Source organism: Nocardia sp. SYP-A9097 (assembly GCF_009649815.1).
Lineage (GTDB): Bacteria > Actinomycetota > Actinomycetes > Mycobacteriales > Mycobacteriaceae > Nocardia.
Window position 1 is genome coordinate 35196 of sequence record NZ_WJIC01000026.1, and the last position, 13021, is coordinate 48216.

11 protein-coding genes are annotated in these 13021 nt (G+C 66.0%); 6 read left to right on the forward strand and 5 right to left on the reverse strand.

The genetic code is table 11. From position 1 onward, the window contains the following. Nucleotides 1–101: 101 nt before the first annotated feature. Nucleotides 102–3380 carry a protein kinase gene (locus GFY24_RS33195; protein ID WP_153809074.1) on the forward strand — a complete coding sequence of 1093 codons (3279 nt, stop codon included), beginning with the start codon at nucleotides 102–104 and terminating at the stop codon, nucleotides 3378–3380. A 754-nt stretch (nucleotides 3381–4134) separates the two neighbouring features. Here GFY24_RS33195 and GFY24_RS33200 read toward each other — a convergent pair. Together GFY24_RS33200 and GFY24_RS33205 are read right to left on the reverse strand one after the other, a co-directional pair. Next, nucleotides 4135–4512, reverse strand: coding sequence for a DUF2784 domain-containing protein (locus GFY24_RS33200; protein WP_153809075.1), 378 nt, complete (start codon nucleotides 4510–4512; stop codon nucleotides 4135–4137). A gap of 346 nt (nucleotides 4513–4858) precedes the next feature. Beyond that, complete coding sequence (locus GFY24_RS33205; protein WP_153809127.1) at nucleotides 4859–6322, reverse strand: SDR family NAD(P)-dependent oxidoreductase; 1464 nt, start codon at nucleotides 6320–6322, stop codon at nucleotides 4859–4861. Between the two features lie 171 nt (nucleotides 6323–6493). On the opposite strand from GFY24_RS33205, the gene GFY24_RS33210 reads away from it, so the two are divergent. Then, nucleotides 6494–7639: an acyl-CoA dehydrogenase family protein gene (locus GFY24_RS33210; protein WP_153809076.1), complete on the forward strand. Its 1146-nt coding sequence runs from the start codon at nucleotides 6494–6496 to the stop codon at nucleotides 7637–7639. A 16-nt stretch (nucleotides 7640–7655) separates the two neighbouring features. Next, nucleotides 7656–8309, forward strand: coding sequence for a TetR/AcrR family transcriptional regulator (locus GFY24_RS33215; RefSeq protein WP_153809077.1), 654 nt, complete (start codon nucleotides 7656–7658; stop codon nucleotides 8307–8309). On the opposite strand, the gene GFY24_RS33220 is transcribed toward GFY24_RS33215, so the two are convergent. Further along, a complete protein-coding gene (locus GFY24_RS33220; protein ID WP_194853114.1) occupies nucleotides 8293–9339 on the reverse strand; it encodes a trans-acting enoyl reductase family protein in 1047 nt (348 codons plus the stop codon). The genes GFY24_RS33215 and GFY24_RS33220 overlap by 17 nt on opposite strands. 151 nt (nucleotides 9340–9490) lie before the next feature. Here GFY24_RS33220 and GFY24_RS33225 point away from each other — a divergent pair, with 151 nt between their 5' ends. Continuing rightward, the gene (locus GFY24_RS33225) at nucleotides 9491–10402 is read left to right on the forward strand and encodes an AraC family transcriptional regulator (RefSeq protein WP_309231628.1); all 912 of its coding nucleotides are present in this window, start codon (nucleotides 9491–9493) and stop codon (nucleotides 10400–10402) included. On the opposite strand, the gene GFY24_RS33230 is transcribed toward GFY24_RS33225, so the two are convergent. Next, the gene (locus tag GFY24_RS33230; RefSeq protein ID WP_153809079.1) at nucleotides 10373–11293 is read right to left on the reverse strand and encodes an NADP-dependent oxidoreductase; all 921 of its coding nucleotides are present in this window, start codon (nucleotides 11291–11293) and stop codon (nucleotides 10373–10375) included. The genes GFY24_RS33225 and GFY24_RS33230 overlap by 30 nt on opposite strands. Before the next feature lie 154 nt (nucleotides 11294–11447). Here GFY24_RS33230 and GFY24_RS33235 point away from each other — a divergent pair, with 154 nt between their 5' ends. Together GFY24_RS33235 and GFY24_RS33240 are read left to right on the forward strand one after the other, a co-directional pair. Next, nucleotides 11448–11846, forward strand: a complete 399-nt coding sequence (locus GFY24_RS33235; protein WP_309231629.1) for a helix-turn-helix domain-containing protein — start codon at nucleotides 11448–11450, stop codon at nucleotides 11844–11846. A 28-nt stretch (nucleotides 11847–11874) separates the two neighbouring features. After that, nucleotides 11875–12744 carry an LLM class F420-dependent oxidoreductase gene (locus tag GFY24_RS33240; protein ID WP_228566885.1) on the forward strand — a complete coding sequence of 290 codons (870 nt, stop codon included), beginning with the start codon at nucleotides 11875–11877 and terminating at the stop codon, nucleotides 12742–12744. Between the two features lie 24 nt (nucleotides 12745–12768). Here GFY24_RS33240 and GFY24_RS33245 read toward each other — a convergent pair whose 3' ends face one another. Then, a complete protein-coding gene (locus GFY24_RS33245; protein ID WP_153809081.1) occupies nucleotides 12769–13020 on the reverse strand; it encodes a hypothetical protein in 252 nt (83 codons plus the stop codon). Between the last annotated feature and the right edge of the window lies 1 nt (nucleotide 13021).

Sequence of the window (13021 nt, forward strand, 5' to 3'; positions counted from 1 at the left end):
GCGGTCCCAGCTCGGCGCGGATACGCGATACGCTGTCAATTAACGATGGGTTAACGTGAGTTCCCGGCTTCGGGGATGCTCTGGCGAGTGGTGCACAGCTGATGAGCGAAAATGATCCGTTTCGCACACTTCGTGACGTATCCGAGCCTGTCACGGAGGAATTGAGCGCGGCCGGGTTCGAAGATGCCGAAGAGGTCGGGCGGGGCGGTTTCGGCGTGGTCTATCGGTGCACACAGCCGGCACTGGACCGGACGGTGGCGGTGAAGGTACTGACCGCGAAGCTGGACACAGAGAATCGGGAACGGTTTTTCCGGGAGCAGCAGGCGATGGGTCAGCTGACCGGGCATCCGAATATCGCGACGGTGTTGCAGGCGGGTACCACCGCCGGCGGGCGTCCGTTTCTGGTGATGCCGTACTACTCGCCGGACTCCCTGGACGTGCAGATCCGCCAGCATGGTCCGCTGTCGGCGGAGGCGGTGTTGTGGATCGGGGTGAAGATCGCCGGCGCGTTGGAGAGCGCACATCGGTTGGGTACCGTGCATCGGGACGTGAAGCCGGGCAACATTCTGCTCACCGGCTATGGTGAGCCGGCATTGACTGATTTTGGTATCGCGCGCGTCGCCGGGGGGTTCCAGACGACTGCGGGCACCCTCACCGGATCCCCGGCGTTCACAGCCCCGGAGGTGCTCGAGGGCGAGGCTCCTACTCCGGCTGCTGATGTCTACGGGTTGGGTGCCACCCTGTTCTGTGCGCTGACCGGGCATGCGGCGTTCGAACGGCGCAGCGGGGAGAACGTGGTGACCCAGTTCCTGCGGATCACCTCCCAGCCGGTGCCCGACCTGCGCGAGCATGGCATCGCGGAGGATGTGTCCGCGATCATCGCGACAGCGATGAGCCGCGATCCGGATCAGCGGCCGTCGGCGGCGGCCCTCGGCGAGGCGATGCGGCAAGCGCAGCGCCACCGCGGGCAACAGGTGGAGGAGATGGCACTACACGCTGAACCGGCCGCCGAGCGCCGCGATCGCGCGCCTGCCGGCGGGGGATGGTGTCCACCGGCCGGCACAACCTCACGACGTGCCGACGGTTTGCCGCTGGAGTTGACCAGCTTTGTCGACCGCCGTACCGAAGTGGCGGAGGTGAAGAATCTGCTGGCCTCGGCCCGGTTGGTGACGTTGACCGGAATCGGCGGGGTCGGCAAGACGCGGCTGGCGCTACGCGCCGCCTCACATGCTGGACGCGACTTCCCCGACGGGTTGTCGTTGGTGGAGCTGGCCGACGTGTCCGATCCGTCGCTGCTGGTCGACGTCGTCGCTGCCACCCTCGGGGTGCCGGACAAGTCAGCCAGACCGTTACTCGAGATCCTGGTCGAATTTCTGAACTCGCGGAAAGTGCTACTCGTGCTGGACAACTGCGAGCAGGTTGTGGAGGCCGTCACCGAGTTGACCGAGACCTTGCTCCGAGCCTGTCCAAACCTTCGGGTCCTGGCCACCAGCCGCGAACCCCTGGATATCGCCGGGGAAGCGGTCCTGCGGGTGCCACCGCTGGCGGTCCCAGCTCCGGACCGAGAGTCAGCGCGGCGGGGACTGCCTCGTTACGACGCGGTCACGTTGTTCGTCGACCGCGCGACCGCGGTGGTGCCAGATTTCAAGCTGACCGAGGACAATAAAGCCACCATCGCCCGCATCTGCGCACGGCTGGACGGATTACCACTGGCGATCGAGTTGGCAGCCGCGCGCATGCGCACGATGTCGCCCCAGCAGATCCTCCATCGGCTGGACGATCAGTATGCGCTGCTAACCCGCAGCAGCCGTACCGCGCCGACGCGACAGCAGACGTTGCGGTTGTGTATCGGCTGGAGTTACGAGTTGTGCACCCCGATCGAGCAGCGGCTGTGGGCCCGGTTGTCGGTGTTCGCCGGTGGCTTCGAACTCGACGCCGTCGAACAGGTGTGCGGAGCCGATCTGGCTCCGGAGGATCCGCTCGATGTGGTGTCCTCGTTGGTCGACAAGTCGATCCTGATCCGGCAGGAACAGGACACAGTCGTGCGGTTCCGGATGCTCGGGACGGTACGGGACTACGGCCGGCGGATGCTGAGGGAGTTCGGCGAGGATCAGCTGCTGCAGCGCCGCCACCGCGACTGGGTCCAACAGTTGGCGCTAGCGGCGGAGGACGAGTGGATCAGCGGCCGGCAACTTGACTGGCTCGCAAGGCTCGAACGTGAGCAACTCAATGTGTGCGATGCACTCGAATACAACCTGTCCGAGGATACCGAGCCCGCGGCCGAAGCCGGATTGCGCACCGCCACCGCACTGTTGATGTTCTGGACTTTCCGGGGTCTGTACAGCGAGGGTCGCCGGTGGATCGACCGCGTCCTCAACCACCCTGCCCGACGATCAATACCCGACAGTGTCGAAGCGCTCCACGCTGGCCTCGTTCTGGCCGTGATGCAGGGTGATTTGTCAGCAGGGACCGCGCTCGTCGAGCAAGAGCGCGTGCTCGCCGAACAGGCCCCCACCCCGATGACCGATGCGCTGATCGCCTACGGTGACGGCGCCCTGGCGCTGTATCGCGGTGACCTTGCAGCGGCGTCCTCCTCCTTGGAACGCGCTTTCGAAGGGTTGAGCTCGAATCGGCCCCGATATCTGCCCCTTGCCATTTTGACAATGCTCGGTTGGCTGCACGAAGTGGCTGGTGATATACAACAGGCGCTCGAGTGTCACCAGCGAGTTCTTTCCATGACCCAGGCGTGCGGCGAATCGCTCTTCCACTCGACGGCATTGGTGAGCATGGGCGTTGCGTACTGGCAGCTGGGTGAGCCGTCCCGGGCAATCAGGTTGTTCGAGAACGCGCTGCGCGTCAACCGGCGGGTGTGGAGCGTGTTCGTCGCCGCGGTATGTCTCGAAGCGCTGGCCTGGACCGCCGGCTCCGAAGGCGAGGCCGAGCGCGCGGCCGTACTGATGGGAGCCGCGCAGGAACTGGACCGGTCTGTGAGCAACGCTGCGAGCTTCACCCCGATAATGCCGCAGCATCACGATGAATGCGTAAGGCTGACGCGATCGGCCCTCGGCGCACGCAGATTCGATGTTGCCATGCGAAAAGGCCAAGCGATGGGGATGGCGGAAGCCGTAGCCTACGCCCTCGGCGAACAACCCATCGGCGGGACGCTCACCGCAGCTCCGTCCCAGACTCTGACCAAACGCGAGCGGCAGGTCGCAGGACTCATCGCTCACGGTCTCACCAACAAGCAGATCGCCGCAAAGTTGGTGATCTCCCATCGCACCGCCGCGGTCCACGTGGAGCATATCCTCACTAAACTCGGATTCACCTCCCGTGCCCAGATCGCAGCATGGATCACAGAAGATGCCGAACAATGTCATTGACTTTCTGCCGGGTCTCTCGAGCGGTGTTCCGGCGTTGTATCTCGTTCTGCCGCTCGAGCAGCATCTCGAGAAGCTGAACCTGGTGCTGGAGACGCGTGACGGTTTCGTGGTAGTCGCACCGACGCGACCGAGGAAGGCGAGATCTTGTACCGCGCAGAGGCATTGGCGGCGACCGATTGGTGCGGCTCGCCATATTCGGTCGGGTCGGGAGCGACTGATGAATCCGCCTGCTCGCCGGTCAGGAAGTTGTTGCCGTGCAGGACGATCCGGCGCTCCTGGCAGAACACCGGGAACTCCCGAACAGCTCTCGGTCGGCTCCTACCCGGGCCACCCAGATCTGCTGCGGCACCACGGGTCCCCAGCGTCGGGCTATTCGCCTGGTACTGCTCGCTTGGCACTCGGTTGTGGCTTTGCCGACCGTGGGGCTGTTGGTCTTGTACAGATTCGACCCATCCATTCGGTGGTTGGGACAGACGAGCCGACTCGCCAAGGAGTCTCTGTTCGGCCAGTTCAGATACGGTTTCCGTCTTGCCGAGAACTTGCCAAGACAGCGCCGAACAGACCGGACCGAACGGCACAGGACGGACGGAACGCCTCCGGCACGCCGCCGATCCGTGACGCCTCCGCATACCGAATCCGCGGCCTGCGGCGGTGATCCCGAACTCCGGATCACTGCCCATCAGGGCTGGCGCCCTCAGCCCGCAATCGGACCGGATGATGTCTCTACCTGCGCAAACGTGTCCACGGTGGCCGCCTACTTGATGGCCCGACCGTATCGGCGATGCGAGGCTTGGAACCAGAACCCGAACCAGGACACGGCGATCATGAGCGCTACGAGTACGCGTACGAGGTCGAGCGCGCTCCGCGGATACAGCACGCCGGTGATGTAGTTGTCGATGAATCCACTCGATGGCAATCCGGCCAGGCCCGCCCGATGCCTGGACCAGTTCTCCAAATCGGTGAGCGGACACTCGAAACCGAACAGCACGGTGCTGAATCCCCAGGCGACAGCTGCCACATGCAACCAGATGGTGCGCGGCCAACGCCACGCGACAAACCCGCCCACCACCACGTAGGCGACGAATAGAAAGTGCACGCCCGCGGTCACGTCGGCCAGCAGCCGGAACAGCATGTCCCCAGCATAGGGCCGTGAACGGGGGAGGGGAGAAGCAATCTGAGGCATCTCAACACGCGGATATGCGCATCTATGCATGTGAGTTCGGGGGAGTTGGCCGCCGCGAAAGGCGGTGGGGAAGTGGCACTTTCAAGCGAGGAAGCGGCAATCGAGAATTAGTGATGCGCAAGGGGGTGAACCGACCATGGCATAAGCCCTGCCGGTGATAAAACATACCTATACAAAGATATGCGCATCTAACTATGTATTCCACCTTAAGTGTTTGCTGCGGAAAGCAGCAACTCACATACAAGAAAAAGATCAGCAAAAGAGGGCAGGGGGCCGATGGTCGGCCCCCTGCTCGTTACCAGGCGGAGGGTTCGTAATCCTTGAGGAAGCAGCCGTACAGGTCGTCACCGGCTTCGCCGCGGACGATCGGGTCGTAGACCCGGGCCGCGCCGTCGACCAGGTCGAGGGGAGCGTGGAAGCCTTCCTCGGCGAGTCGGACCTTGGTGTAGTGCGGGCGCTCGTCGGTGATCCAGCCGGTGTCGACGGCGGTCATGAGAATGCCGTCGGCTTCGAACATTTCGCGTGCGCTGGTGCGGGTCAGCATGTTCAGGGCGGCCTTGGCCATATTGGTGTGCGGGTGTCCCGCGCCCTTGTATGCCCGCCCGAAGACGCCCTCCATGGCGGAGACGTTCACGACGTACCTGCGGGGTGCGGCCGCGGCGGCCATGGCGGGCCGCAGCCGCGAGATGAGAATGAACGGTGCGGTCGAGTTGCACAGCTGGACTTCGAGGAGTTCGGTGGCGTCGACTTCGCCGACGGTCTGCACCCAGCTGTTGGTGTGGGCGAGGTCGGGTACGAGCCCGCCGGCGTCGATGGCCACGCCCTGCGAAATCCGTTCGGGGGTGGCCGAACCCGCGACGAGCGCCAGATCGGTGATGTCGGCGGCGGTGAGGCTGGGGGTCAGTGATGCGGTGAGTGCGGTCGGGTGTGCCTGCATGGTCTTGCCGAAGGTGACCACGTCGGGCAGTTCGCCGGCGGGCAGTGGCCCGGATTCGGCTTCGACGAGGGCGCTGTACGCGCCGGGTGAGCGTCGCACGGTTTGTGCCGCGTTGTTGATCAGGATGTCGAGGGGTCCTTGTGCCGCAACATCATCCGCCAGGGCGACGACCTGGGCGGGGTCGCGCAGGTCGATGCCGACGATCCGGAGTCGGTGCAGCCAGTCGGCGCTGTCGTGTTGTGCGGCGAATCGCCGGATGGCGTCGTTGGGGAAGCGGGTGGTGACGGTGGTGTGCGCGCCGTCACGCAGCAGCCGCAGCGCGATGTACATGCCGATCTTGGCGCGTCCGCCGGTGAGCAGTGCGCGCTTGCCCGTGAGGTCGGTGCGGGCGTCGCGTTTGCTGTGGCTGCGTGCCGCGCATTCGGGGCAGAGCTGGTGGTAGAACGCGTCGACGTGGGTGTACTTCTGCTTGCAGATGTAGCAGGGCCGGGCGCGTAGCAGGGTGCCGGCAGTGGCGACTCCGGTGGTGCTGGAGCTGATCGGGATTCCGGCGGTTTCGTCGTCGATGCGGTTCGGCGATCCGGTGGCAGTCGCGGCGATGACGGCTTTGTCGGCTTCGGAGATGGTGTCGCGGGCTTCGATGCGCTTGCGCTGCTTGAGTTTTTTGAACATGTGCCCGACGGCGCGCTGGACGGCGATGGAGTCGGGGTGTTCTTTGTCGAGTTGTCCGGCCTGTTCGAGGACGCGCAAGCAGGTGGCGAGGTCGTCGGCGGGGATGGCCGCTGTCTCGGTGTCGGTCGCTTGTGCGGTGTTCTCGGCCATCGGTGGGTGCTGCTGTCCTTCGTGCGGTGAGCGGTGGGCGTCGTCCATTGTCGCATCGTGGTGTCGGCGGCCTTGCCACGGCCACTGACGCATTGTTGACACTTTGCCAATAGCCGTGCACCCTTGGTCCCGAGGCGCGTGAGCGCGAGCCTGCACAGTGAAGGAACCACAATGGCACGCCCCGCATGGAGCGACGACGAGGTCGAAGCGGTACGAGGACTGGCGAGCACCTTCTTCGAGAAGGAGGTGATTCCGCATGAGGAGAAGTTCGTCGCACAGGGCCATCCGGACCGCGCCCTGTACAACCGGGCCGGTGAACTCGGCCTGCTGTGCGCGGCCATTCCGGCCGAATACGGCGGTGGCGGTGGCACATTCGCACACGAGGCCGCGATCATCGAGGCGCAGGCGCATCTGGGTGACGGCGCGCTCGGTATGGCGGTGCACTCCTCGATCATCGCGCCGTACATTCACCAGTTCGGTTCCGAGGAGCTCAAGCGCCGCGTGCTGCCCAAGGCCGCGAGCGGGGAGATGCTGCTCTCGATCGGTATGACCGAACCGGGTACCGGTTCGGATCTGCAGAACATCAAGACCCGTGCGATTCGGGAGGGTGACGAGTACGTCATCACCGGTTCGAAGATCTTCATCTCCAATGGCTGGCTGTGTGACGGCATCATCCTGGCGGTGAAGACCGATCCGACCCAGGGCGCTTCCGGTGTGTCGCTGATTTTCGCCGAGGTCGGTGCGGACACTCCCGGGTTCACTCGTGGCCGGATTCTGTCCAAGATCGGTGGCAAGGGGCAGGACACCGCGGAGCTGTTCTTCGACGGTCTGCGGGTGCCCGCGTCGAATCTGCTGGGTGAGGCCGAGGGTCAGGGCTTCTATCAGATGATGCAGATGCTCGCCCAGGAGCGCTTGGTCACCGCGATTCTGGCGGTGGCCATGACGGAGAAGGCCGTGGAGTTGACGGTCGACTACACCAAGGGTCGTGAGGCGTTCGGCAAACCGTTGTTCGCCATGCAGAACACCAAATTCGAGCTCGCCGAGTGCGCCACCATCGCCCGGATCGGTCGTGTGTTCCTCGATGATTGCATCGCCAAACATCTGCGCGGCGAGCTGGATATTCCTACGGCCGCCATGTCGAAGTACTGGCTGACCGACCAACTCGGTAATGTGGTGGATCGCTGCCTGCAGTTCTTCGGCGGCTATGGCTATATGACCGAATATCCGATTGCCCAGCTGTACACCGGCGCCCGGGTCCTGCGGATCCTCGCGGGCGCCAACGAGGTGATGAAGGACCTCATTGCCCGCTCACTCTGACAGACCAGCACCGCCGATGCCCGGCGGTAATACCGTGCTCGAGCCGGTGCGCGCCGACGACATCCCGTCGCGGCGCCGCCGCCTCGAACCGGACGAACGCCGTGCGCAGATTCTGTCCTGCGCCATCGACATGTTCGGCGAACGTCCGTACGCGGCTGTCTCGACCGCGGAGTTGGCCCAGCGCGCCGGGGTGGCGCGCGGGCTGATCAACCACTATTTCGGCAATAAGCGTGACCTGTATCTGGCGGTGGTGCGGCGCATGGTGACTCTGCCGCGCGCGAACCACATGCTCGAGCCCTCGGGCACGACTCGTGAGCGGGTGGAGGCCAGTGTCGCGTGGCTGCTGGACACCATCGGCGAGCACGGCACCACCTGGGTGAAGGTCACCGGACTGGAGGGGATCGGCGACGATCCGGACGTGCAGCGGATTCTCGACGAGGCCGATAATGCCGCCGCCGCCCGGGTCGTGCAGATGGTGGGTTTGAACGATTCGCTGCACAGCGCCGAATTGCAGGCGCTGGTCAGGTGTTACGGCGGTTTGGTGAAGGCGGCCGGACGGGAGTGGATCGTGCGCGGTTCGCTGAATCGGGCGCAGGTGCATGCCTTGCTCTCGGACACCCTCACCACATTGATCACCGAATCGTTCCCGAAGGTCAACGGCTCGAACTGATTTCGGATTCCTGCCGCACTCCCCAGGTGACGCCGTGCGCGCTCAGGTGGTTGAGGAAATCGGCCGGGTCGAAAGCCTGTGCGGGACTGAGGACTCCGGGGCGCGCGCCGTCGATGGCCAGGCGGCGCGCGGCCTCCACCGCGATGATCGCGGTGAGGCCGTAGCCGTCGGGGCCGGTGACCCAGCCGCTGGTTCGGGTGCCATCGGTGGCGGTGGCTTGGGCGAACATGAACCAGCGACCCTGGCGTTCCTGTTCGGTGAGGGTGGCCGGGATCGAGTCGACCACGTCCGGGGTGAGTGCGCTGAACAGTACGGCCACGTCGGCGCGGATACGACTGCGTACGTGGCGGGCGCGTACATGCTGTGGGACGGTGACGATACCGGGCGTGGTCAATACTCCGACCTCGACCGGGTCCGCTTCGCCGGGAACCCGCAAGGGGGTGGCGTCGGGTTCGACCGGCACCCAACGGCTTTCGGTGTATTCGAAGGGATCCAGGGCCAGGACCGCGGCCATGGTGCGTGCGGTGCCGCGCGAGACCGGGCCCGGGTGGCGTAGATCTGCGATGACGAGTTCATCGATGGGGGAGTTCAGGTGGGCGGCGGTGAGTGCGGCGATCAGGTCGCCGGGACCACCGTCATCGGCCATTGCCGGGACGAGACTGACCCCGGCGCGGGTGGCCGCTTCGCTGTAGGTGTCGAAAACTGTTCGCAGGTAATGCGGTTCACCGGTGGTGTCGACATAGGGGGTGCCCGCGGCGAGGGCGGCCTCGATGACCGGTGCGGCCCAGCGGGTGAAGGGTCCGGCGGCATTGACGACTGCGTCGCAATCGGCGAAAGCCGTCGTCAGCGTGGTGCTGTCGTCGAGGGCGGCGACGCGGATCTCGGCGTCGGGTAGCCCGGCGGCGTCGGCGGCTGCCCGCAGTCGGTTTTCGTCCCGGCCCACCAGGATCGGGGTGAGCGCGCGGCGGCCCAGTTCGGCGACGGCCAGACCACCGGTGAATCCGGTGGCTCCGTACACGGCAATTCTCATGGGAGACAACTCCAGAGCTGAAGGGTTGGAACCGATGGGCATCGGCCCGGTATTCACGCTACGAACCGGATTCGGGACGATCCATGCTCATTGAGCCTCCGGACATGTCCGAACGTCCTGGAGTGTGCGCACCCGACGTATGGTGGACAGGGTGGATATTCTCAGCGATGCCGTGGCGGCCATGCGTATCGGCACACCGCATTCCAATCGCACCGAGATGCGCGCGCCATGGGGTCTGCGTTTCCCGCCGCAGGACGGCGCGGGATTCCATGTGGTGCTGCGTGGTTCGTGCTGGCTCACCCCCGCGCGCGGGGATCCGATCCACTTGCAGGTCGGGGATGTGGCGTTCCTGCCACGCGAAACGGGGCACGCCATCGGTGACCGGCCCGCCGGCGCGCATGCCGACCGTGATGCGCCCGGCGGGCATGAGACCACCGTATTGTTGTGCGGCGCATACATTCTGGACCAGTCGCGTGCGCATCCGCTGCTGAGTGAACTACCCGATGTGATTCACCTGCCCGCCCGTATCGGGCATCACACGGCCTTGCGCGGGGCGATCGACCTGCTCGGACTCGAACTCGACACCCGGCAGCAATCCGGGGTGATCGCGCCGCTGCTGGAAGTGCTGCTGCAGTACATGTTGCGTGCCTGGTACGACGATCAACCCGATGTGAGCGGGTGGGCGGGGGCGCTGCGCGATCCGGCGATCTATGCCGCGCTGGCGGCCATGCATGCCGATCCCGGAGCGCCGTGGACGGTGAAATCCCTTGGCGCACAGGCGGGTCTGTCCCGGTCGATGTTCGCCCGGCGTTTCACCGCGACCGTCGGCATCGCCCCGCAAACCTATCTGACCTGGTGGCGTATGACCTTGGCGGCGCGGGTGCTGCGTGAGAGTGACGCCCTGGTGCGGGTGGTGGCCGAACGCTTCGGGTACACCTCCGAATTCGCGTTCGCCAAGGCGTTCAAACGCGAATTCGGTGTCGCGCCGGGCAGATACCGGAGCTCGCCGGGTGCGGGCTCCGGTATCGCGGCGTCAGGGCAGCAGGACCAGTCGTCCGCGTAGCCCGCCCTTTTCGAAGCGGGCGTGCGCGGATCCGGCGTCGGCGAACGCAACGGTGTCCGCGACCCGCAAGGTCAGGGTGCCGGCGTCGACCAGTTCGGCCAGTTCGGCGAGGCGGGCACCATTGGGGGCCTGCTGCACGGTGTGCACGGTGATCCCGCGCTCGGATTGCGGGGCGGCGGGCGGGAGCAGTGCCACGAACCGGCCGCCCTCACGGACCACGGCGATCAATTCCGCACCGCGCACCGCGGCGTCGATGACCGCGTCGATACCCAGTGCGCGCAGCGATTCGAGATCAGCGTGCTCACGGTCCACGAAATCGGTTGCGCCCAAAGAACGTACGAGTTCCGCATCGCCCGCACCGGCCACCGCGATCACCTGCGCGCCGCTCGCGGCCGCCAACTGCACCGCGTATCCGCCCACACCGCCGGCCGCGCCGGTGACCAGCACGGTCTGCCCCCGGGTGGGTTGGGCCGCGGACACCGCCAGATCCGCGGTGATGGCATTCAGCGGGAGGGTGGACGCCGCGACCAGATCCGCGGCTTGCGGAGCCGGGGCGAGGATATCCGCGTCGATCACCACGTACTCGGCGGCCGCGCCGACCGGATCGGCCAGCCACGGCAGCAATCCGATGACCGGTTGCCCCACGGTGAACGCGGTGACGCCCGCGCCCAGCCCGTGGACGGTTCCGGCGAACTCCAGCCCCGGAATATAGATCTCCCGTTCGGGCAGCAGGCCCGTCAAGTATCCGGCGCGAGCCGCGGTGTCCGCCGGATTCACCGGGCTCGCAACAACTTTCACCAGCACCTGCCCCGCGCCGGGGGTAGGTATGGGCAGGTCCAGGACGGTCAAGACCTCCGGCCCGCCGAATTCACGAAATGCCACAGCACGCATCGGAATGCTCCTGAGTATGAGATGAGTTGGAATGTCCACCGGTGGAACGCCTCCGCCGGTAATCCGGCAGCGGGCGCATCCCCAAATTAAGCCCGGCAGTCACCTCGTGAGAAGAAGGCACCGGCAAGTGCCTAGCCCACCGGAAGGAATCCGCGTGCCCACCCGAACCGTGTCCCAGCAGCGCGAACAGCGCAAGAACGCCTACAACGCCTTCGTCGCGGCCTGCCCCACCAACAAACTCATGGACACCCTCGGCGACAAATGGACCGGCCTGGTGCTGTCCACTCTCACCGAGGGTCCGCGCCGGTACGGTGAAATCTCCGCCATCGTCGCGGGTATCACCAACAAGATGCTCACCCAAACCCTGCGCACCCTCGAACGGGACGGCCTGCTCACCCGTCACGTGACCGCGCAGGTCCCGGTGCGCGTGGACTACGCGCTCACCCCGCTCGGGCGCAGCCTGATCCCCATCCTGCATCTGCTCAAGGACTGGGCCGAGGAGAACATGGACGATGTCTTCGCCGCCCGTGCCGCCTTCGACAGCGCGAACTGAATCCGAACTCGAATCTGCCTGCGGGGGAATGCGAGTCGCAGCGGAGCTGTTGCCCGCAGGTATGGCGAATGATCGACTGGGCAAATTCGGGGTGTGGCTGCCCCATCCGATGGCGACCCCCGACGGGGTGCGTGAACTCGAACAACTCGGCTACGGCGCGATATGGCTGGGCAGCTCGCCCGCCGCGGACTGGGACGGCTACGAGGCACTCCTGTCCGCCTCGGAGTCGATCACCATCGGCACCAGCATCGTCAATGTGTGGGCGTCCCCGGCCGAGGAATCCGCGCGAACCTTCCACCGCCTCGAGGACCGCTACCCCGGCCGGTTCCTGCTCGGTATCGGCGCCGGGCACCGCGAGCAGAACGACGGATACACCAAACCCTTTGACGCACTGGTGAATTACCTCGACGAGCTGGACGAGGCCGGAGTGCCGAAGGAGCGTCGCGCCCTGGCCGCCCTCGGCCCGAAGGTCGCCGAACTCGCGCGCGACCGCACCGCCGGAGCCCTGCCCTACCTGACCACCCCCGACCACACCGCGGCCCTGCGCACCCTGCTCGGCCCCGACACCCTGATCGCCACCGAACACAAGATCGTGCTGGACGCCGACCCCGAGCGCGCCCGCACCATCGGCCGCGACTACACCCGCTTCTACCTCACCCTCAGCAACTACGCGAACAACCTGCGCCGCTCCGGTTTCGGACCCGAGGAGCTCGAAGGCCCCGGCAGCGACCGCCTCGTCGACGCGCTCATCCTGCACGGCACGCCCGACCGCATCCTCGACGCCGCCACCGCACACCTGCGTGCCGGCGGCGACCATGTCGCCCTGCAGGTCGTCGGCGGCGATCACCTGCAAGCCCTGCGCACCCTCGCCCCGCTGCTGACCGCGCACGCGAACTAGCAACATGTCCGCGTAGCGCACGCACTACAGTCGCGGGTCGAACACCAGCAGAAACCCCGAAAGCCGCAGCGCGCCCTCGGGCAACCGCTGCACATCGACCCAAAACTCCCGGCCGGGCAGCTCATTGGTGGGCAGCCCGGCCTGTCCCGCTATCTCCTGGGCGGCCCAGGCCAGCGGCGATCGCGCCGGATGCCAAGGCGTTTCGAGATAGGCCACCGCCGTCTCACCGTCCCCGTACACCAGCACACACCGCACCCGCACCCGCTCGATCCCCACC